The organism is Massilia cavernae (assembly GCF_003590855.1).
GTDB classification, from domain to species: domain Bacteria; phylum Pseudomonadota; class Gammaproteobacteria; order Burkholderiales; family Burkholderiaceae_D; genus Telluria_A; species Telluria_A cavernae.
The window spans coordinates 1-21,192 of sequence record NZ_QYUP01000111.1 but is presented as its reverse complement, the minus strand read 5'-3'; the positions used below and the strand labels follow the sequence as shown (position 1 = coordinate 21,192).

The window sequence follows — 21,192 nt, the reverse complement described above, 5'->3', positions numbered from 1 at the left end:
TTAGATACATCTTTTTCCACAAAAGCAATACTTCGCTTGCTGAGTCGTGCTCCATTCATAACTTTTAACACGGTACACTGCAAAAACAAGCAATTCAAATTTATAAGTCTTTCATGCAACTTTAACCTGAGGGAGCGAGAATGGCGGACGCTGCGGTGAGTGAACTGGGATTCATTCCCGAGACTGCGAGGGAGATCGACAATGTGCGCGAGCGCTGCCGGCGCACGGTGCGCAAGCGCGCGGTGCTGGCGGCGGGCGTGTCGGCGGTGCCGATTCCGGGGGTGGATGTGGTGTCGGACCTGTCGCTGTTCGCCAAGCTGGTCGACGAGGTCAACCAAGCCTTCGGGCTGACGCCGGAACAGATCGACCGCCTCAAGCCAAAGCACAAGCTGATCGCCTACCAGGCGGCGATGGGCGTGGGCGGGATGCTGGTCGGTAAGCTGGTCTCGCGCGAACTGCTGATGGCGGTGTTCAAGCGCGTGGGCGTGAAATCGGCGGCCAAGTCGGCGGCCAAGTTCGTGCCGTTCGCGGGGCAGGTGGTGGCGGCGGGGATCGGGTATGCGGTGTTCCGGCACCTGGGGTACCAGCACGTGGAGGCTTGTGCGTCGGTGGCGAAGCAGCTGCGGGCGGCGGGGCCGGGGGATTGAGGTGTTGGAAGATCGCTGGCTCAAACCCTGACCGTTAAATGAAAAACCGTCGTTTCCAGCATTGCTGGAAACGACTTCCCGGCATTGCGGGAAACGACTTCCCGGCATTGCGGGAAACGACTTCCCGGCATTGCGGGAAACGACTTCCCGGCATTGCGGGAAACGACTTCCCGCGCAGGCGGGGAACCCATACTTCGTCGCTATGCACGCGACGTATGGATTCCCGCTTTCGCGGGAACGACGGCTTTTAGTGTGGCGGCTCGCGGTGGCGCTTACGCGTCCGGCAGCACCACGTTCACGTCCAGCACCTCCAGGTTGCCCTGGCGGTCGAGCGAGATCTTGATGTCGTCCGCGTTCACCTTGGTGTACTTGGAAATCACCTCGATCAGCTCGCGGTGCAGCGCGGGCAGGAAGTCCGGGCCGGTGCGGTTGCTGCGCTCGCGCGCGATGATGATCTGCAGGCGCTCTTTGGCGGCAGTCGCGCTCTTCGGCTTCGAAGGGAACAGGAAAGAGAGCAAGGCCATATCACTTCGTCCCAAAAATGCGCTGTAACAGCCCAGGCTTTTCGTAGTTGGTAAAGCGCAGCGGCAGGTCTTCGCCCAAGAAGCGCGATACCACGTCCTCGTACGCCTCGGCCACGTCGGTACCCTTGAAGTGGATCGCCGGATTGCCCTGGTTCGATGCGTGCAGCACCGATTCCGATTCCGGAATGATGCCGATCAGCGGAATGCGCAGGATCTCCTGCACGTCCTGGTAGGACAGCATTTCGTCCGCTTCGACCCGCTTCGGCGAGTAGCGCGTGATGAGCAGGTGCTCCTTGACCGGCTCCGCGCCGGTCTGCGCGCGGCGCGACTTGGCCTGGATGATGCCGAGGATGCGGTCCGAATCGCGTACCGACGATACTTCCGGGTTGGTGACGATGACCGCTTCGTCGGCGAACGTCAGCGCCATCAGCGCGCCATGCTCGATGCCGGCCGGCGAATCGCAGATGATGTATTCGAAGCCCATGTTGATCAGCTCGTGCAGCACGCGCTCGACGCCTGCTTCCGACAGGGCGTCCTTGTCGCGCGTTTGCGATGCCGGCAGGATGAACAGGTTTTCGCAGTGCTTGTCCTTGATCATGGCCTGGTTCAGCGTCGCTTCGCCATTGATCACATTGATCAGGTCATACACGACGCGGCGCTCGCAACCCATGATCAGGTCGAGGTTACGCAGTCCCACGTCGAAATCGAGAACAGCGGTCTTGTGCCCGCGCAGCGCGAGGCCGGTAGAGAAGCTGGCGCTGGAGGTCGTCTTGCCGACGCCGCCTTTGCCTGACGTTACAACAATAATTCTTGCCACGGAAGGTCCTTTTCAGTATCTGGTTTTCAGGCGCGGGTTGCCGAACTGAGCGATAGTATATCGAGTCGGTCACCGTGCAAACGGATTTGTGCCGGCCGCAGGGCCAGTTCGGGCGGGAAGCCGTCGTCGAAAGTGCGGTACACGCCGGCCACCGACACCAGCTCCGGCTGCATCGACAGCGCGAAGATGCGCGCCTCGGCATTGCCGGAGGCGCCGGCCAGCGCGCGCCCGTGCAGCGCCGCGTATACATGGATGCTGCCGTCGGCGATGATTTCGGCGCCGTTGTTGACCACCGCGGTAACGATCAGGTCGCAGCCACGCGCGTACACGCGCTGGCCGGCCCGCACCGGGGTGTCGATGATCATTGCGCCCGGGGACACCACGGCGGTGGCGGCGGCGGGAGCGGGAGCCGCGGCTGGCGCGGGAGCCGGCGCTTCGGTTGCCGCCTGGGTGTGCGCTTCGGCCTCGTCGCGCGGCCTGGCGCCGCTGCTGCCGTCGTCCAGCGACAGGCCGCGCGCGCGGATGCCGTCGGCCATCGCCGGCGTCGCGCCGCGTACGGCGACCGCGTTCAGGCGGTACTTCTTCAGCACGTCGACCAGCTGTGCCCAGTCGATCTGGGGCGCGTCGGCCGCAATGGCGCTGACGTCGATGACGGCGAATTCATCCTCGAAAAAGTCCGATACCCCGCCTGTCATCTGTTTCAGGGCGGCGTCGATCGCCAGCGGTTCGGTGGAGTGCAGGATAGTGGAAATCGCAACCACGGTGGAAATCTTGATCTCGATGGGCAACTGGGACGGGCTTTTAAGCATGGGCAAATGGTGAGGGTCGGGCGGGGGCGCCCAAGGCTCGTGCATTCTACTTTGAAAATGTCAAAAGAGGGAGTTCCGGACAGCATGTTCTCATAGGCAACCAACGTTGCATGTCGCAGGGAAACTTGTAGTAAAAATTCATCGTTGTAAGTGGTACTTTCGGGTTCGATTTTAGTGATTTAGCTGATAAGATTGATTTGGATCAAACGAGTATTGGACCTGCATCATAAAATTGATGTCCTTTGCCGCTTGTTCTGTTTTGTATTGTCCTGAAAAACTTCCGGCCCGCCGGGCCGGACACCGGAGATTTACCATGGAAGACGTTGTAATCGTGGCCGCCGGCCGCACGCCAGTCGGCAAATTCGGCGGCACATTGTCCAAAATCCCGGCCTCAGAGCTGGGCGCACACGTGATCCGTGCGCTGATCGCCAGGATCGGCCTTGACCCCGCAACTATCGATGAAGTGATCATGGGCCAGGTGCTGACCGCCGGCGTGGGACAGAATCCCGCGCGCCAGGCGGCCATCAAGGCCGGGGTACCCAACATGGTGCCGTCCTACACACTGAACAAGGTCTGCGGAAGCAGCCTGAAGGCCACCCACCTCGCCGCGCAAGCGATCAAATGCGGCGACGCCAGCATCGTCATCGCCGGCGGCCAGGAAAACATGAGCGCGTCCCCGCACGTGCTGAACAACTCGCGCGATGGCATCCGCATGGGCGACGGCAAGCTGGTCGACACCATGATCGTGGACGGCCTGTGGGACGTCTATAACCAGTACCACATGGGCGTCACCGCCGAAAACGTCGCCAAGAAGCATGAAGTGACGCGCGCCCAGCAGGATGAATTCGCGCTGCAGTCGCAGCTGAAGGCCGAAGAAGCGCAAAAGGCCGGCAAGTTCAAGGACGAGATCATTCCGGTCGAGATCCCGTCGAAGAAAGGCCCTACCGTCTTCGACAGCGACGAGTATCCGAAGCACGGCACCACGCTGGAATCGCTGTCCAGCCTGCGTCCCGCCTTCGACAAGCAGGGCAGCGTCACCGCCGGCAATGCATCGGGCCTCAACGACGGCGCCGCCGCGGTGATCATGATGTCGGCCTCGAAGGCGAAGGAACTGGGCCTCAAGCCACTGGCGCGCATCAAGGCTTATGCGTCGTCCGGCCTGGACCCGACCATCATGGGCATGGGGCCGGTATCGGCGTCGCAGGCTTGCCTGAAGAAGGCCGGCTGGACTGCGTCCGACGTCGACCTGATGGAAATTAACGAAGCGTTCGCCGCCCAGGCCATCGCGGTCAACCGCGAAATGGGCTGGGACACCAGCAAGATCAACGTCAACGGCGGCGCCATCGCGCTGGGCCATCCGATCGGCGCCTCCGGCGCGCGCGTGCTGGTGACCCTGCTGTACGAGATGCAGCGCCGCGACGCCAAGCGTGGCCTGGCCAGCTTGTGCATCGGTGGCGGCATGGGAGTTGCATTGGCAGTAGAGCGGGACTGACACCCCCGCAGTTTTGACAGGGAAGTTCCATATATAACGGAGAGAGCAAATGGCTAGAGTTGCATTGGTAACCGGCGGCATGGGCGGGCTGGGCGAAGCAGTATGTTTCAAACTTGCCGCGCTGGGGTACAAGGTAGTGACGACGTATTCGCCAGGTAACAAGAAAGTCGAATCCTGGCTCGCATCGACCCGTGATATGGGCTATGAATTCAAGGCTTACGAGTGCGATGTGGCTGATTACGATTCGGCCCAGGCATGTGTCGCGAAAATCGTGGAGGAAGTCGGCCAGGTTGACGTGCTGGTCAATAACGCGGGCATAACCCGCGACATGACCTTCAAGAAAATGGACAAAGTAAGCTGGGACGCTGTGATGTCGACCAACCTCGATTCCGTGTTCAACATGACCAAGCCTGTGTGCGACGGCATGGTCGAACGTGGCTGGGGACGGATCATCAACATCTCGTCGGTGAACGCATCAAAGGGCGCGTTCGGCCAGACCAACTATTCGGCGGCCAAGGCCGGCATGCACGGCTTCACCAAGGCGCTGGCGCTGGAAGTGGCGCGCAAGGGCGTCACGGTCAACACCATCTCGCCGGGCTACATCGGCACCAAGATGGTGACCGAGATCCCGGCGGAAGTGCTGGAAACCAAGATCCTGCCGCAGATTCCAATGGCGCGCCTCGGCAAGCCGGAAGAAGTCGCGGGACTGGTGGCCTACCTGTCGTCGGAAGAGGCAGCATTCGTTACCGGCGCTAACATCGCCATCAACGGCGGCCAGCACATGTCCTAAGCGGGACGAGTACTGCCGCACAACGAAAGCACTGCCTCGCGCAGTGCTTTTTTCACTTTCGGAAAGCAATTTGAACAAACTCAGCTACCGCATCGCGGTCGAAAACGATATTCCCGCCATGTCGGCGATCCGCCTCGCGGTCCAGGAAAACCGGGTGCGCGACCCGGCTCGCATCACGCGCCAGATGTACATCGACTATCTTGAGCCGCTGGGACGCGGCTGGGTGTGCGAACGCGACGGCGCCATCGCGGGTTTCGCGTATGCCGACCGCCACAACGGTTCGGTGTGGGCGCTGTTCGTCGATCCGGCCCAGGAAGGCCAGGGCATCGGCAAGGGCCTGCTGGCGCTGGTGACCGGCTACCTGTTCCAGCTCGGGCACGCCAGGGTGGTACTCGGTACTGGCCCCGGAACGCGGGCCGAGCGTTTTTACGCTGCGCAGGGCTGGGAACGCAGCCTGGCTGCCGGCGACGATGAGGTGACCTTCGTGCTGGCGCGGCCATGACAAGATACCGAGCATTACGCGATCACCCGCGACTTCCTGAACCACTATCCGCGCCGGCTGCAGCAGCTGCTGGCCGATGACGAACAAGACGAGGCATGAGATGTCGACTAGTCCAACACTCCCGCGCGACAGCCTGGCCTTGGGCGCGCTCGACGAACAACTGCTGCAGCCCGGCGTCAAGGGCCTGCCGATTACTGAACCGCTGCCCCAGGGAGCGATCGGCGTCCAAGGCTGGAACGTGCTCCACGCCGACACCAGTTTTCCCGTGGCGCTGCTGAAAATTCCGGCGCTGCTGCACAATCTCGCATGGATGCGCGCGTTCTGCGAACGCTACGGCGCCACGCTGGCCCCGCACGGCAAGACCACCATGAGCCCGCAGCTGTTCGGCGCCCAGCTGGCCAATGGCGCCTGGGGCATCACGCTGGCCACCGCCACGCAGGTGCAGATGGCGCACCGCTTCAACGTGCGCCGCGTGCTGCTGGCGAACCAGCTGGTGGCGAAGGCGGACATCAACAGCATCCTGCAGCTGATGCACGGCGATCCCGACTTCGAGCTGATAGCGCTGGTCGACTCCATCGAAGGCGTGCAGCGCTTAGAGGCGGCGGTGGCTGCACATGCGCTGGCGCGTCCGCTGCCGCTGCTGGTCGAACTTGGGCTAGCCGGAAAACGGGCAGGGTGCCGCACGCCGGAAGAGGCGATGGCGGTGGCGCGCGCCGTAGCCGCGGCGCCCGGCCTGCAGCTGGCCGGTATCGAGGGCTACGAAGGCCTGCTGGTGTCCGGCGACCGCGCGGCTGACGTGCGCGCGGTCGATGCCTTTGTCGCCCAGATCGCGCAGCTGGCACGCGACGCCGACGCCGAAGGGCTGTTCGGCGCCGATGAAATCATGGTGTCGGCGGGCGGTTCCGCCTACTTCGACCTGGTCGCGCGCGGGTTCGAAAAGATGGGAGGGCTGTCGCGCCCGGTGCGCGCCGTGCTGCGCAGCGGCTGCTACCTGACCAGCGACCACGGCTCCTACCACCGCCTGATCGGCGACCTCGACGAGCGCGAGTCGCACGCACCTGGCGATCGGCTGCAGCCGGCGCTGGAAGTGTGGAGCATGGTGCAGTCGCGACCCGAACCGGGCCTGGCGATCCTCACGATGGGCAAGCGCGACGCATCCTACGACATCGACCTGCCGCTGCCGCTGTACGTGCACCGGCCCGGGCCGGGCAGGCCGGAAGCGCTGCCGCAGGGCTTTGCGATCGTCAAGATGAACGACCAGCATGCCTACCTCCAGATCCCCGAGGGCAGCGCGCTGCGCGAATCGCTGGCGGTGGGCGACCTGGTCGGCTGCGGCATCTCGCACCCATGCACCACCTTCGACAAATGGCCGCTGCTGCTGGCGGTGGACGACGACTACACCGTGCGCCATGCCGTGAACACGTTTTTCTAGTGCGTTACAATTCTGGCTCGACCCAGAAGAGAACAGCCATGCCCGCGAACCCGCCCTCCCTGTACCCGCCGATCCAGCCTAACCGCCAGGGCATGCTCGAAATCGACGACCTGCATACGATCTACTGGGAGGAAATCGGGAATCCGAACGGCGTGCCTGTCGTGTTCCTGCACGGCGGCCCCGGCGCCGGGCTGTCGCCGCAGCACCGCCGCTTTTTCGACCCGCAGCACTACCGCGTGATCCTGTTCGACCAGCGCGGCGCAGGCAAGTCGATGCCGCTCGGCGAATGGCGCAACAACACCACCCAGCTGCTCATTTCCGACATCGAGAAGCTGCGCGCGAAGTTCGGCATCGACAAGTGGCTGGTGTTCGGCGGCTCGTGGGGCTCGACCTTGGCGCTGGCCTACGGCCAGGCGCATCCCGAACGCTGCCTCGGCTTCGTCCTGCGCGGGATCTTCCTGTGCACCGCGGCCGAAATCGACTGGTTCATCAACGGCATCCGGTGGTTTTATCCCGAGCTGTACGACGAATTCGCGGCGCCGATCCCGGAAGCGGAACGCGGCGACCTGCTCAAGGCCTACACCACGCGCCTGCTGTCGGACGACCCGGCGGTCTACTGGCCGGCGGCGCGCGCATGGAGCCGTTTCGAAGGACGCCGCGTGTTCCTGCTGCCGCAGGAAGAGGAGCCGGCTTCGGACACGCTCGACCTGGGCGTGGGCCGCCTCGAATCGCACTACATGGCCAACCTCGGCTTCTTCAGCGACGAGCAGTTGATCCGCAACGTCGGCGCCATCGCCCACCTGCCGGCGGTGATCGTGCAGGGCCGCTATGACGTGATCTGCCCGCCGGTATCGGCCTACCGCCTGCACCAGGCGTGGCCGGGCTCGCGGCTGCGCATGATCCCGGACGCCGGCCACGGCGCGCTGGAAACCGGCATCGCGAAGGCGCTGGTGGAGTCCACCGAGCAGTTCAAGCGGAACGGGCGTTTCGACTGAGGCCCGGTTTTGCGCGGCGGCCTGATACACTAGAGCCACAACACCGCCAACATACTTTGCCCCACCCATGGATATCAAACTCAGCGACATAGGCCACGTCATCCAGTTGGCGATCGCACCGGTGTTCCTGCTGACCGGCGTGTGCACCATGCTGATGGTGCTGACCAACCGGCTGGCGCGCATCATCGACCGCTCGCGCGTACTGGAAGACCGCCTCGAGATCGGCCACCATGAAGGGTACATGAGCGAGCTGGAAGTGCTCGACCGCCGCTCGCACCTGATCAACGTATCGATCGCGCTCAGCACCGCCTGCGGCTTCCTGATCTGCCTGACCATCGCGCTGCTGTTCCTGGGCGATACCACCAACCTGCCGCTGGACCGGTACATCGCCGGCCTGTTCGTGTGCGGGGTGTTCGCCCTGATCGGCAGCTTCTATTTCCTGTTGCGCGAAATCTTCATCGCTTCCAAGGCGATGCGCGAGCGCAGCCACCTGCGCGTGCGGCAAGCGCCGCGCAAGACCGCTTAACCGAAACCCTATTTATGCATGACTATCAACGCCCCCCGACCCTGTACCGCTACGCGCCGCGCGAGGAACTCGAACAAGCGCTCAAGGAAGGCTTGTTCCGCCTGGTCCCGTCGAATAACTTCCTGACCCTGTCGTTCTCCAAGGCCTGGGACGAAGCGCTGTTCGACATCCATTCGGCCGACAGCTGCCTGGCCATCCACAATACCGAGGAATTCGGCGAACGCCTGCACCGCGCGGTGCAGCGCACGCTGCCCAACTGGGCCGGCATCGACGGCGCCGTCGAATACGGCGTGCGCGCCGCGCTCGGCGCGGCCTTCACCAAGACCATCGCCGAAGCCGGCGAACAGGAGTGGCTGTTCGCGTGGCGCTCGATGTCGCCGAACGCCAGCCTGAACCCGGTGACGGTCAAGATCGGCAACATCGAACACTTCGCCGAACTGCGCGGCCCGGGCCACGCGGCGCAATAAGGCACGGGGCATTCGATTAGAACCCGGCCCCTAGCCGAACCGGGTTCTAATGCTGGTTGACGCTTACAACGACAACCACAATGCCTACTTCCTACCCGCACCTGCTGGCTCCCCTCGACCTTGGCTTCACCACGCTGCGCAACCGCGTCATCATGGGTTCGATGCACACGGGCCTCGAAGACCGCTTCTACAACTACGGCAAACTGGCGGAGTTCTACCGCGAGCGGGCGCGCGGCGGCGTCGGGCTGATCGTCACCGGCGGCATTTCGCCCAACCGGCAGGGCTGGCTGCTGCCGTTCGGCGGCACCATGAACTTCGCCGGCGACGTGATCAACCACCGCCGCGTGACCAACGCCGTGCACGAAGAGGGCGGCAAGATCCTGATGCAGATCCTGCATTCGGGCCGCTACGGCTACCAGCCGCTGGCGGTGTCCGCGTCCAGCGTCAAGTCGCCGATCTCACCCTTCAAGCCGCGCGCGCTGACCGAAAGCGGCATCGAAGCCACCATCCGCGACTACGCGCGCTGCGCGAAGCTGGCCCGGAAGGCAGGCTACGACGGCGTCGAAGTGATGGGGAGCGAAGGCTACCTGCTCAACCAGTTCCTGTGCGCGCGCACCAACCTGCGCACCGACCGCTGGGGCGGCAGCATCGAGAACCGCATGCGGCTGCCGCTTGAAATCGTGCGCCGCATCCGCCAGGCGGTGGGCGAAGACTTCATCATCATGTACCGCCACTCGCTGCTCGACCTGGTCGAAGGCGGCAACAGCTGGGAAGAGGTGACCGCGGTTGCGAAGGCGCTCGAGCAGGCCGGCGTGACGATCCTGAACACCGGCTTCGGCTGGCACGAGGCGCGCGTTCCCACCATCGTCACCTCGGCGCCGCGCGCGGCGTTCGCCAGCGTGGCGGGGCGGCTGCGGCGCGAGGTGAGCATTCCCGTGGTGGCGTCGAACCGCATCAACATGCCGTTCGAGGCCAACGACATCATCGGACGTGGCGACGCCGACCTGGTGTCGATGGCGCGGCCCTTCCTGGCCGATCCCTTCTTCGTGGCCAAGGCCGCGCAGGGACGCACCGACGAAATCAACACTTGCATCGGCTGCAACCAGGCCTGCCTGGACCACACCTTCTCGAACAAGCGCGCCACCTGCCTGGTGAACCCGCGCGCCTGCCACGAGACCGAGCTTGTCTACGAAAAGACGCGCGCACCGCGCAAGGTAGCAGTCATCGGCGCGGGACCGGCGGGCCTGTCGGCGTCGACGGTGGCGGCGCAGCGCGGCCATGACGTGACCTTGTTCGATTCGAACGACAACATCGGTGGCCAGTTCAGGATCGCGATGCAGATACCAGGCAAGGAGGAATTCACCGAGACCATCCGTTATTTCGGACGCCAGATCGAGCTGGCTGGCGTGAAGGTGAAGCTGGACCAGCGCGTGACGCGCGAGGAACTGCTGGCGGTGGGCTTCGACGACGTGATCGTCGCCACCGGCATCAAGGTGCGCATGCCGGCGATCGACGGCATCGGGCATAGCAAGGTGCTGTCCTATGTCGACGTGCTGCAGAAGAAGGCGCCGGTCGGCAGGCGCGTGGCCATCATCGGCGCCGGCGGCATCGGTTTCGACGTGGGCGAGTACCTGGTGCATAACCCGGGACATCCGCTGCCGGTGCCGATCCGGGAATGGACGGCTGAGTGGGGCGTGGATCTGGACGCCACCACTGCGGGAGGGCTGGTGAAGCCGGTGCCGCCGGCGCCGGCGCGGCTACCTCATGCAGCGCAAGGCATCGAAGCCGGGCGCGGGGCTGGGCAAGACGTCAGGGTGGGTGCACCGCGCGACCCTGAGCCGCAATGGCGTGGTGATGATGGCGGGCGTGCAGTACGACCGCATCGACGACGCCGGCCTGCATGTGACCGTGGGCGGCGAGAAGAAGCTGATCGAGGTGGACAATGTGGTGATTTGCGCGGGGCAGGACAGCCTGACCGAGCTGATGCCGCCGGAAGGGACCACGGGCGGGCCGAGGTTCCACAAGATTGGCGGGGCGGCGCTGGCGTCGGAGTTGGATGCGAAGCGGGCGATCAGGGAAGGGGCGGAACTGGCGGCGCGGCTTTGAACGAAGGGACGTAGGGCGGGTAAGCAGAGCGCACCCGCCGTTGCCGGCGCCACGTTGACGCACGCAATGGCGGATGCGCGTTCGCTTATCCGCCCTACGGGTCTGATTATTTTTTTCGGACGACGACGCAGCCGATCGAATAACCCGCGCCGAACGAGCAGATCACGCCATTGGCACCGGACGGCATGTCCTCATGGTGCTTGTGGAACGCGATGATCGAACCGGCCGACGAGGTGTTCGCATACGTGTCGAGGATCACCGGCGCCTCATCCGGCCCTGCGTCGCGGCCCAGCAGCATGCGCGCGATCAGCTGGTTCATGTTCAGGTTGGCCTGGTGCAGCCAGAAACGCGAGATGTCCGACACCTGCAGGCCCGCGTTCTCCACCGTCGCCTTGATCATTTCCGCGGCCATCGGGCACACTTCCTTGAATACCTTGCGGCCTTGCTGGCGGAACAGCTTGTCGGCCTTGCCCACGCCCGATTCGTCGAAACGGTTCATGAAACCGAAGTTGTTGCGGATGTTGTTCGAGAAGCTGGTCTTCAGCTTCGATTCCAGGATTTCCCACTGGTCGCTGCCCGTGGCCGTCTCCGCCGCCTCGATCACGATCGCCGTGCAGGCGTCGCCAAAGATGAAGTGGCTGTCGCGGTCGCGGTAGTTCAGGTGGCCGCTGGTGATCTCGGGGTTCAGCACCAGCACCGCGCGCGCCTGGCCGCTCTGGATCGCCGACATGGCGGTCTGAATGCCGAAGGTGGCCGACGAGCAGGCCACATTCATGTCGAAGCCGAAGCCTTCGATGCCCAGCGCATCCTGCACTTCCACCGCCATTGCCGGATAGGCGCGCTGCATGTTGCTGCAGGCGACCAGCACCATGTCGATGTCGGCCGCGCTGCGGCCGGCGTTATCGAGCGCCTGGTGCGCGGCCTTGACGCAGATTTCCGCCTGCAGCGACAGTTCGTCATCGCCGCGTTCCGGAATGCGTGCGGTCATGCGGGTGGGGTCGAGGATGCCCGACTTTTCCATCACGTAGCGCGACTTGATGCCGGACGCCTTTTCGATGAAGGCCGCGCTGGACGGTTCGATGGCGGTGACGCTGCCTTCGGCGATCGCTTGCGCGTTTTCGGCGTTGAACAGTTCCGCGTAGGCGTTGAAGGCGACAACCAGCTCCTCGTTCGTGATCGAATTGGCCGGCGTGAAGAGGCCAGTGCCGCTGATGACGACTTGTTTCATCGATAAACTTTCAAATAGGGTAAGCCGCGCGGGACGCGGCAGGCAGCGCTGATTCTACACGCGCAGTTTAGAGCGAGTGCACGAAAACGGGAGGGGCGGGGAAGGGGCGGCGCGCCCCTGCAACAGGGCGTGCGGCGGTAGTGCGGAGTGGCGTTACGGCTTGAGCGGCGAAGCGGGTTTGCCGCCCCGTTGCGCCAGCGTGGTCTTCGCGTGGGTAAGCGACAGCTGCACCGGCTTGCCCTTGAGGTGGTTCAGGGCCTGCTTCAGCTGGAAGTCGGCGCTGCCGCCATATTCCAGCGGGCCGCGCTTGCGTTCGGCCGCGATGATGCGCATCTGCTCTTCCATCTCGTCGTTGCGGGCCACGGCGTCTTCCTTGTCGCGGTCGTTCGACAGGTGCTTCTCGAGATCGGCTTCGCGCATGCGCAGGCCGTTCAGGCCGTCGCCGTCGGCGTATTCGTCCACCAACAGGTCGGGCACGATGCCCTTGGCCTGGATCGAGCGGCCTTTCGGCGTGTAGTAGCGCGCGGTGGTCAGCTTGACGGCGGTATCGTTGGTCAGCGGGCGCACGGTCTGCACCGAGCCCTTGCCGAAGGTCTGGCTGCCCATCACGATGGCGCGCTTGTAGTCCTGCAGCGCGCCGGCGACGATCTCGGAAGCCGATGCCGAACCGGTGTTGACCAGCACGACCATCGGTACGTTCTTGACCGCGGCCGGCAACCTGGCCAGCGCGTCGCCGTCGCCCTGCAGCATGTAGTACTCGGGGCGGCCGTAGAAGCTTTGCTTCGAGTCCGGCAGCTGGCCGTTGGTCGACACGATTTCGGCGTCCTTCGGCAGGAAGGCGGCCGAGACGCCGATGGCGCCCTGCAGCAGCCCGCCCGGATCGTTGCGCAGGTCGAGCACCAGTCCCTTGAGGTTAGGGTCTTCCTTGTACAGCGCGGTGATCTTGGCCGCCATGTCGTCCACGGTCGGCTCCTGGAACTGCGACACGCGTAGCCAGGCGTAGCCCGGCTCGACGATCTTGGCCTTGACGCTCTTCTGGACGATTTCCTGGCGCGCGATGGTGAACATGAGCGGCTGCGGCGCTTCCTTGCGCAACACGGTCAGGGTGACCTTGGTATTCGGTTCGCCGCGCATTTTCTTGATCGCTTCGTCGATCGCCAGGCCCTGGATGGTCGCGGAATTGATACGCGTGATCAGGTCGCCGGCCTTGATGCCGGCGCGGTAGGCGGGCGAATCCTCGATCGGCGCGACGATGCGGATGTAGCCTTCCTCGCTTTCGGCGATCTCTATGCCGAGCCCGACGAACTTGCCCTCGGTGCCTTCGCGCAGTTCGCGGAAGGCTTTCTTGTCGAGGTAGGCCGAGTGCGGGTCGAGCGAGGCGACCATGCCGGAAATGGCTTCGGTCAGCAGTTTCTTGTCCTGCACGGGCTCGACGTAGTCGCTTTTGATCAGGCCGTAGACGTCGGCGAGCTGGCGCAATTCCTCCAGCGGCATGCCAGGGTCGACCGGACGCTGGGCCAGCGCGGAAAATTGCATCGACACGGCGACGCCGGCGATGACGCCCAAGCCTACGAGGCTGGAATTTTTGAGTGTGGAGCCCATGAGATCACCTGACCGATGCTAGAAATTCAACGTGCGCTTGAGTTCGCGAGGCCAGTATAAACCCGATTGCCGCCCCTACGCACGGGCAGCGCAAGGAAACCTGATGCATACATTGTGTCCTTGTGTATCGAAAAGTAAAAAACGGCGTCATGACGTTTATAAGAAGGAAACGAACGCTAGAATGCCGGTCAACCCTCAGCCCTACCTGAAGCCGCTGGCTTCATCAGCTGTACACAATCCTGACTGGCAATAATGAAGAAAATGATTCCCCTCGCCTGCGCCGCCCTGTTGAGTGGCGCCGCCGGCTATGCGTTCGCGCAAGAGGCGCAAGACCCGCCGGCCGGCCCGGTCGCGCCGGAAGCGGTAGCCGCTGATGCTGCCAAGAACAAGTTGCAATCGGTGATGGTCACCGGCACCCGCGCCAACGACACCGAAACCCGCCGCAATTCGACCGCGGGGAAAATGGTGTTCGGCCGCGAAGAACTCGACCGCAACGGCGACAGCAACGTTGGCGAAATCCTCAAGCGCCTGCCGGGCGTGACGATGGGCGGCGCGCCGGGACGTGGCGGAGGGGGCGTGCGCATGCGTGGCCTGGGCAGCGGCTATACTCAGATGCTGGTCAACGGCGAGCGTCCGCCGGCCGGCTTCTCGCTGGAATCGCTGGCGCCCGACCAGGTCGAACGCATCGAGATCATGCGCGGGCCGGTGGCGGAGTTTTCGACCCGCGCCATCGCCGGCACCATCAACATCGTGCTGCGCGAGGGCTACCAGCAGAAGGACATCCAGCTGCGCGTCACCGACAGCATCGAGCAGGGCTTGCACAGTCCCGACGTGTCGCTGACGGTGCCGGGCAAGATTGGTGGCGTGAGCTGGCTGCTGAACGCGTCGGTGGGCGTGCGCCGCGAGCATGACGAGAGCTTCTCGTTCGACCAGGACGTGGTCACCGCGACGGGCGAGGTCCAGAAGGAGCAGGAAGTGTTCGGCATGGGCGACCGCCGCTCGACCCGCCTGCACCTCGGCCCGCGCCTGTCGTACAAATTCGACAACGGCGACACGCTGACCTACCAGCAGTTCCTCATGCACGGCAAGACCGACAGCACCACCGAGAGTGCGCTGGTCCAGAACATCGGGGAGGTAGTCCCGGAGTACGCGCTGTCGCAGTCCGTCTCCGATTCGAGCCAGACCTTCACCCGCGGCTTCGGCAACTGGGTGCACAAGTTCGAAGGCGGCGGCAAGGTCGACGTCAAATTCGGCGTGGGCGGCGGACGCAGTAAAAGCGATTCGGAGCGCTTCCACTACAACGCCGCCGGCCAGCTGACCGACCGCTTCGTCGATGGCGACAAGTCGAGCAGCGCCAGCGCCAGCTTCGGCGGCAAGTACACCAGGCCGGCCGGCGAAGGACACAACCTGGCAGCAGGCTGGGACGTGGAAGGCGGCACCCGCGAGCAGACCCGCGTCTCGCTCGGCAACGGCCTGCCGCAATTCGAGGATTCCGGTTCCGACCTGTCGGCCGACACGCGCCGCATCGCCGCCTTCATCCAGGACGAATGGGACATCACGCAGCGGTGGTCGGCCTACTTCGGCCTGCGCTGGGAAGGCATCCGCACCACCAGCACCCGCGCCGGCGAGGCTGTGGAGAACAACACCAGCGTGTTCAGCCCCGTGCTGCATACGGTATGGCGCATTCCCGGCTTCGAGCGGGACCAGGTGCGCGCCAGCTACACCCACAGCTACAAGGCGCCCGACCTGAACGACCTGATCGCCGCGCCGACCTTCTCGCGCCTGAACAGCGCCACCCGTCCCGATCGCATCGGTAATCCCGACCTGAAGCCGGAACTGGCCAAGGGCATCGACCTCGCGTACGAGCACTACCTGGGCCGCAACGGCATCCTGTCGGCCAGCGCCTTTGTCCGCAACATCGACAACCTGATGCGCCGCGAAGTGACGCTGCGCCAGACGCCGCTCGGGCCGCGCTGGGTATCCAGCCCGGCCAACATCGGCAGCGCGCGCACCAGCGGCATCGAACTGGAAGCCAAGTTCCAGCTCGAGGAACTGATGGAAGGCGCGCCCAGCATCGACCTGCGCGCCAACTACAGCCGCTTCTGGTCGGACGTCGAAGGCATCCCCGGCCCGGACAACCGGCTCGACCAGCAGGCCGCCCAGACCGCCAACGTGGGCATGGACTACCGCATGAAGGACCTGCCGCTGACACTGGGCGGTGGCTTCAACTGGACCCCGGCGACCCACGTGCAGACCAGCCTCACCGAACGCGTGACGACCGGCCCGAAACGCCAGCTTGACCTGTACGGCCTGTGGAAATTCAGCAACGACCTGCAGCTGCGCATCGCGGGCAACAACCTGCTGGGCGAAGATTACGAGACTGGCCGTGTGGTGACGACCGGCGGACTGGCCCAGATGTCCTTCGGCGAGGCTCGCAGTTACCGCACCGTGAGTGTTAAGCTTGAGATGAAATTGTAGTGCCCAGGGCAGCTACCGCTGCCCGATGACGTGTTTAAACGGCCATGAGCCATTTTTCGAGACCCCCCATAAGGATAGTCCTGTGAAACGATACCTCCTGAGTACCCTGTCCCTCAGCCTGATGGCGGCATTCGCCAGCGCAGCCGACGTCGGCAAGCCAGCAACTGGCCCGGTGTCGGGCATCGACGTGCAGTTCATCGAGCTTGCCGTGCGTCCGCAGGACGACTTCTTCGCCCACCTGAACGGCAAGTGGCTGAAGGCCACCGAGATCCCGGCCGACAAATCGAGCTGGGGCAGCTTCGCCAAGCTGCGCGACGACACCCAGCCGCAGCTGCTGGCGCTGATCGAAGCGGCGCAGAAGGACAAGGCCCAGAAGGCTGGCACCGAAGCGCGCAAGATCGGCGACCTGTACGCCAGCTTCATGGACCAGGAACGCCGCGAGCAGCTGGGCTACAAGCCGCTGGCCGGCGAGCTGCAGCGCATCCGCGGCCTGAAGGACAAGAAGGCGGTGCCGGCGATGATCGCCCACCTGTCGCAGATCGGCGTGCCGGTTCCCTACGCGATCTACGTCGGCCAGGACGCGCGTGCATCCACCAAGTACGCGGCCTATGTGACCCAGAGCGGCCTTGGCATGCCTGACCGCGACTACTACCTGAAAAAAGACGACGCGAAGATGGTCACGACCCGCGCGGCCTACGAGAAGCACGTCGAGAAGACGCTGGCGATGGCGGGCGAGAAGAACGCCGTCGCAGCCGCGCGCGCGATCGTCGACTTCGAGACCCAGCTGGCCGAAGTGCAGTGGACCAAGGTCGACAACCGCGACCCGGTCAAGCGCTACAACAAGACCGACGTGGACAAGCTGGACGCGCTGACCCCTGGCTACGACTGGAAGGCCGCGCTGTCGGCAGCCGGCATCGCCAACAAGGTCGACTACGTGATCGTCAACCAGCCCAGCTACCTGAAGGGCTTCAACGAGGTGCTGGCCAAGACCGAACTGGCGACCCTGAAGTTGTACTTCGAATGGCAGCTGCTGCGCGCTTACTCCGAATACCTGTCGAAGGACTTCGTCGACACCGACTTCGCGTTCTACGGCACCACGCTGACCGGCGTGACCGAGAACCGCCCGACCTGGAAGATCGGCGTATCGACCGTCGAAAGCGCGATGGGCGAAGCGGTCGGCAAGCTGTACGTCGGCCAGCACTTCCCGGCCGAGCGCAAGGAGCGTATGGAAGTCCTGGTGAAAAACCTGCTGGAAGCGTACAAGCAAAGCATCGACACGCTGGACTGGATGGGCCCTGCGACCACGAAGGAAGCCCAGGCCAAGCTGGCCAAGTTCACGCCGAAGATCGGCTACCCGAACAAGTGGCGCGACTACTCGACCCTGGCCATCGACAAGGGTGACCTGGTCGGCAACGTGATGCGCGCCCGTACCTTCGGCTACAAGCGCAACGTCAACAAACTGGGCAAGCCGATCGACCGTGAGGAATGGGGCATGACGCCGCAGACCGTGAATGCGTACTACAACTCGACGATGAACGAGATCGTGTTCCCGGCGTCTATCCTGCAGCCGCCGTTTCTTCGACATGCGCGCGGACGACGCGGCCAACTACGGCGCGATCGGCGCGGTGATCGGCCACGAGATCAGCCACGGCTTCGACGACAAGGGCAGCCAGTCCACGGCGACGGCAACCTGCGCGACTGGTGGACGGCCGAAGACCGCGCCAAGTTCCAGGCCAAGGCCGACATGCTGGTCAAGCAGTACAACGCCTTCAGCCCTGTACCTGGCTACAACGTGAACGGCGCGCTGACCCTGGGTGAGAACATCGGCGACAACTCGGGCGTGGCGATCGCGTACAAGGCCTACAAGCTGTCCCTGAACGGCAAGGAAGCGCCGGTGATCGACGGCCTGACCGGCGACCAGCGCTTCTTCATGGGCTTCGGCCAGGTATGGCGCAGCAAGATGCGCGAAGCGGCGCAGATCGTACAGGTCAAGACCGACCCGCACTCGCCAGGCCAGTTCCGCGCCAACGGCACCATGCGCAACCAGCCGGGCTTCTATGAAGCGTTCGGTGTGAAGGAAGGCGACAAGATGTACCTGGCGCCGCAGGACCGCGTGATCATCTGGTAAGGTATGAAGCGGGTTAAGCGAACCCGCTTCGGCAAAAGGCCGCTCCCGCAAGGAGCGGCTTTTTTTACGCCCATCGTTAGCTCGTATCGAAGGGCGTAGATACTATGTATGAGGAGGGCGGGCCAGCAATAATCTCAAATTCATCCTAAAGTTAAAGTTCCACCAATATCTTTAAGGGAGAACGAGATGATGCCAGCCCGTGAAAATTATTTTACGCCTGCCGAATTGATTTTGGCAGTGTCCCTCGAACTTGCATCTAAGAAGTGGAAGATCGCCCTCCACGACGGTCAGCGCGAGAACGCCGCGATCAGGACTGTGGACGGGGAAGAACCGATGCAACGGCTGCGGCAAGTGCTTGCTGAGATCGCCCGGTGCAAGGAGAAGTGGGGGCTGCCCGAGAACGTCAGAGTGGTGGTTTTGTTCGAGGCGGGCCAGGACGGGTTCTGGATAGCGCGGGCATTGGAACAGTTCGGAGTGAAGGCCGTGATATGCGATCCGGCGAGCCTTCAGGTGGCGCGCCACGCGCGCCGGGCAAAGACTGACCCGGCTGGACGCCATCGCCTTGGTGAGCGCACTGCGGGCCTGGCTGGGCGGCAAGCGAGACGCCATGCGCATCATTCGGATCCCGCCGGTGGAGGCCGAAGGGCAACGGCACCTGGCCCGCGACCGTGGCGAACTGCAGAAAGAGGTGCTGCAACACTGCGACAGGATGCGCAAGCTGCTGCGCACTGTGGGCTGCTGGACCGCCGTTGCAGGGGACTTCAAGCAGCGGCTTGAGCAAGGCAAGGTACGCTGCTACGACGGCTCCCCTTTGCCGCAGCACCTGCTGGAAAGGCTGCTGCGTGAATGCGAGCGTATGGCGCTCGTGGAGCAGCAGTACAACGAGTTGGAGAAGTCCTGGTTCAAGCAGCTGCCGGCGACGGTTCAGGACCGGGTGAGCAAGCTGCAGCGGCTCAGGGCAATCGGTGATGTGGGAAGCGAGCGTCTGGTGCTGGAACTGTTCTGGCGAAACTTCGAAAACCGAAGGCAGGTTGGCGCTGCGGTGGGTCTAGTCCCGCAGCCTTACGACAGCGGGAACAGCCATGCTGACCAGGGCATCAGCAAGCAGGGTAACCGACGCGTCCGATCGCTGCTCATCGAAATGAGCTGGTTCTGGCTACGCTACCAGCCCGAGAGTGCGATCAGCCGATGGTTTGCGGAGCGCACCGGCGGCAGCAAAAGCAAGCGCGGCCGACGGATCGCCATCGTCGCGGTGGCACGGCGCCTGGTCATCGCATTGTGGCGATATCTGGAGCATGACGTCGTGCCCGACGGGGCAAGGCTGAAGACGGCGGCCCACTGACACGTTGTTTGATTTGGTGATGATGTTGTGAGAAGGTGTCTGGCAAGGTAGTGAGCAGTTTGAAGTAGACAGGCCCGTGTTCCGCCCCGGTTACATGACAACCGCCAATAGTAGATGGGGCCTGTACGCATCACGGTCAACTTAAGCGTAAGCGCATGCAGTATCAGGCTAGGCGGCCAAGCCGTCAGCGGATAGAAGGTGGTGAGCTAAGTCTCACGTCGCAGACCGAGAGCTTCAAAATGCCATACCAGTTGCTTGGGTACCGAATCACAGAGTCATCGTGATGAAAATCCGTGGCGAGCAAGACGCACGATTGGTCGACATGGTGCAAAGGCGTAGAGCGTGCCTTTGCACCAAGCCGGACAGTGTACGGCTGTATCGCTGATGTCAAGGATTACCCCCTCCTTGACATCAGCGATACAGCCGGGAGATGGGTGGACTTGAGAGAAAAGCCCTTGACAACGTAGTGTTCATAGAAGGGTGGAAAAGTCCAACGGGCGCATTCCGCCATGTCCGCGCATCACGCGGCACAAACATCGCGGCGAAAAAAAACCGCCCAGCGAGTGAGCGGTTTTTTCGAAGCCGGGACGATTACTTCGCAGCTGCAACCATGTAATCCACAGCCGCTTTCACTTCCGCGTCCGAAGCGGTGGAACCGCCCTTCGGAGGCATCATGCCGGTCTTGCCGGTGAAGCCCTTGATCGCGTGCTCGTACATTACCGCGTCGCCTTGCTTGATGCGTGCGGTCCATGCTGCCTTGTCGGCGAACTTCGGCGCACCGGCAATGCCGGCAGTGTGGCAGGCTGCGCACGATGCGTTGTATATATTTTTGCCCGCGTCGGCCGCCAGGGCCGCAGGTGCTGCTGCCGGAGCAGGTGCTGCCGCGGCAGGTGCCGCTGCTTCCGCCGCTGGCGCTGCCGCAGGAGCCGCTTCAGCCGGCGCCGCAGCTGCTGCAGCGGCCGGTGCAGGGACTGCAGGTTCCTTGAACGAGGCGCCCGACTTGTTCGCCATGTACACCACCGCGCGCGCCACTTCCACGTCATCGAGGTCAGGGTTGCCGCCTTTTGCAGGCATGGCGCGGATGCCTTCAACCGCGTGCTTGACCAGGGTGTCGTAGCCCTGGGCGATACGCGCGCCCCAGCCGCCTGCGTCACCGAGCTTCGGTGCGCCGGCCGCGCCGCTTGTGTGGCAGGCTGCGCAGTTGGCGGTGTAGACAGCGTCGCCAGCCAGCAGGACTTTCGGTGCGTTTGCGTCTTTCAGGGTGTAGCCTTCATCAGCGACAGGACGCAGGCGCGCTGCAATCGCAT

Annotated in this window: 16 protein-coding genes and 3 pseudogenes; 13 read left to right on the top strand and 6 right to left on the bottom strand. The window is 63.8% G+C overall.

The window, feature by feature from the left end:
• The first annotated feature begins 155 nt into the window (after positions 1-155).
• Positions 156-647 (top strand): hypothetical protein, encoded by a 492-nt coding sequence (locus D3872_RS11605; protein ID WP_229459281.1) that lies wholly within the window; start codon positions 156-158, stop codon positions 645-647.
• Positions 648-919: 272 nt separating this feature from the next.
• Here the strand turns inward: D3872_RS11605 and minE are convergent, their stop codons facing one another.
• Genes minE through minC form a run of 3 tightly spaced genes read right to left on the bottom strand, consistent with a single transcriptional unit; the run spans position 920 to position 2,797 of the window.
• On the bottom strand, positions 920-1,171 hold the full coding sequence (minE, locus tag D3872_RS11600; RefSeq protein WP_119810912.1) for a cell division topological specificity factor MinE: 252 nt from the start codon (positions 1,169-1,171) through the stop codon (positions 920-922).
• Between the two features lies 1 nt (position 1,172).
• Positions 1,173-1,988: a septum site-determining protein MinD gene (gene minD, locus D3872_RS11595; RefSeq protein WP_119810911.1), complete on the bottom strand. Its 816-nt coding sequence runs from the start codon at positions 1,986-1,988 to the stop codon at positions 1,173-1,175.
• A gap of 26 nt (positions 1,989-2,014) precedes the next feature.
• Positions 2,015-2,797 carry a septum site-determining protein MinC gene (gene minC / locus D3872_RS11590; protein WP_119810982.1) on the bottom strand — a complete coding sequence of 261 codons (783 nt, stop codon included), beginning with the start codon at positions 2,795-2,797 and terminating at the stop codon, positions 2,015-2,017.
• A gap of 313 nt (positions 2,798-3,110) precedes the next feature.
• Between minC and D3872_RS11585 the strand changes: the two genes are divergently transcribed.
• From D3872_RS11585 to D3872_RS11545, 9 genes and pseudogenes are all read left to right on the top strand, one after another.
• Positions 3,111-4,289 carry an acetyl-CoA C-acetyltransferase gene (locus D3872_RS11585; RefSeq protein ID WP_119810910.1) on the top strand — a complete coding sequence of 393 codons (1,179 nt, stop codon included), beginning with the start codon at positions 3,111-3,113 and terminating at the stop codon, positions 4,287-4,289.
• 49 nt (positions 4,290-4,338) lie between these two features.
• Positions 4,339-5,079: an acetoacetyl-CoA reductase gene (gene phbB, locus D3872_RS11580; RefSeq protein ID WP_119810909.1), complete on the top strand. Its 741-nt coding sequence runs from the start codon at positions 4,339-4,341 to the stop codon at positions 5,077-5,079.
• Between the two features lie 70 nt (positions 5,080-5,149).
• Positions 5,150-5,581: a GNAT family N-acetyltransferase gene (locus D3872_RS11575; RefSeq protein WP_229459280.1), complete on the top strand. Its 432-nt coding sequence runs from the start codon at positions 5,150-5,152 to the stop codon at positions 5,579-5,581.
• Positions 5,582-5,680 (top strand): annotated as a pseudogene (locus tag D3872_RS26460) (AAA family ATPase); the annotation flags it as partial. It lies immediately after the preceding gene.
• Position 5,681: 1 nt separating this feature from the next.
• Entirely contained in the window at positions 5,682-7,013 is a 1,332-nt protein-coding gene (locus D3872_RS11565; RefSeq protein WP_119810908.1) for an amino acid deaminase, read from the top strand.
• Between the two features lie 38 nt (positions 7,014-7,051).
• Positions 7,052-8,008 (top strand): prolyl aminopeptidase, encoded by a 957-nt coding sequence (gene pip / locus D3872_RS11560; protein WP_119810907.1) that lies wholly within the window; start codon positions 7,052-7,054, stop codon positions 8,006-8,008.
• 67 nt (positions 8,009-8,075) lie between these two features.
• A complete protein-coding gene (locus tag D3872_RS11555; RefSeq protein ID WP_119810906.1) occupies positions 8,076-8,534 on the top strand; it encodes a DUF2721 domain-containing protein in 459 nt (152 codons plus the stop codon).
• Positions 8,535-8,548: 14 nt separating this feature from the next.
• Positions 8,549-9,001 (top strand): hypothetical protein, encoded by a 453-nt coding sequence (locus tag D3872_RS11550; RefSeq protein WP_119810905.1) that lies wholly within the window; start codon positions 8,549-8,551, stop codon positions 8,999-9,001.
• 80 nt (positions 9,002-9,081) lie between these two features.
• A pseudogene (locus D3872_RS11545) lies at positions 9,082-11,107 on the top strand (2,4-dienoyl-CoA reductase FMN-binding domain-containing protein).
• 106 nt (positions 11,108-11,213) lie between these two features.
• On the opposite strand, the gene D3872_RS11540 reads toward D3872_RS11545, so the two are convergent.
• Both D3872_RS11540 and D3872_RS11535 read right to left on the bottom strand, forming a co-directional pair.
• A complete protein-coding gene (locus D3872_RS11540; RefSeq protein ID WP_119810904.1) occupies positions 11,214-12,335 on the bottom strand; it encodes a beta-ketoacyl-ACP synthase III in 1,122 nt (373 codons plus the stop codon).
• Positions 12,336-12,488: 153 nt separating this feature from the next.
• Positions 12,489-13,937 (bottom strand): S41 family peptidase, encoded by a 1,449-nt coding sequence (locus D3872_RS11535; protein WP_119810903.1) that lies wholly within the window; start codon positions 13,935-13,937, stop codon positions 12,489-12,491.
• 252 nt (positions 13,938-14,189) lie between these two features.
• On the opposite strand from D3872_RS11535, the gene D3872_RS11530 reads away from it, so the two are divergent.
• The 3 genes and pseudogenes from D3872_RS11530 (at position 14,190) to D3872_RS11520 (ending at position 19,885) form a co-directional block, all read left to right on the top strand.
• Complete coding sequence (locus tag D3872_RS11530) at positions 14,190-16,415, top strand: TonB-dependent receptor plug domain-containing protein (protein WP_119810902.1); 2,226 nt, start codon at positions 14,190-14,192, stop codon at positions 16,413-16,415.
• A gap of 82 nt (positions 16,416-16,497) precedes the next feature.
• Positions 16,498-18,543: a M13 family metallopeptidase gene (locus tag D3872_RS27480; protein WP_441295143.1), complete on the top strand. Its 2,046-nt coding sequence runs from the start codon at positions 16,498-16,500 to the stop codon at positions 18,541-18,543.
• Positions 18,544-18,729: 186 nt separating this feature from the next.
• Positions 18,730-19,885 (top strand): annotated as a pseudogene (locus D3872_RS11520) (IS110 family RNA-guided transposase).
• Positions 19,886-20,476: 591 nt separating this feature from the next.
• On the opposite strand, the gene D3872_RS11515 reads toward D3872_RS11520, so the two are convergent.
• On the bottom strand, positions 20,477-21,192 hold a 716-nt coding region (locus D3872_RS11515), incomplete at its 5' end, for a c-type cytochrome (protein WP_147373863.1).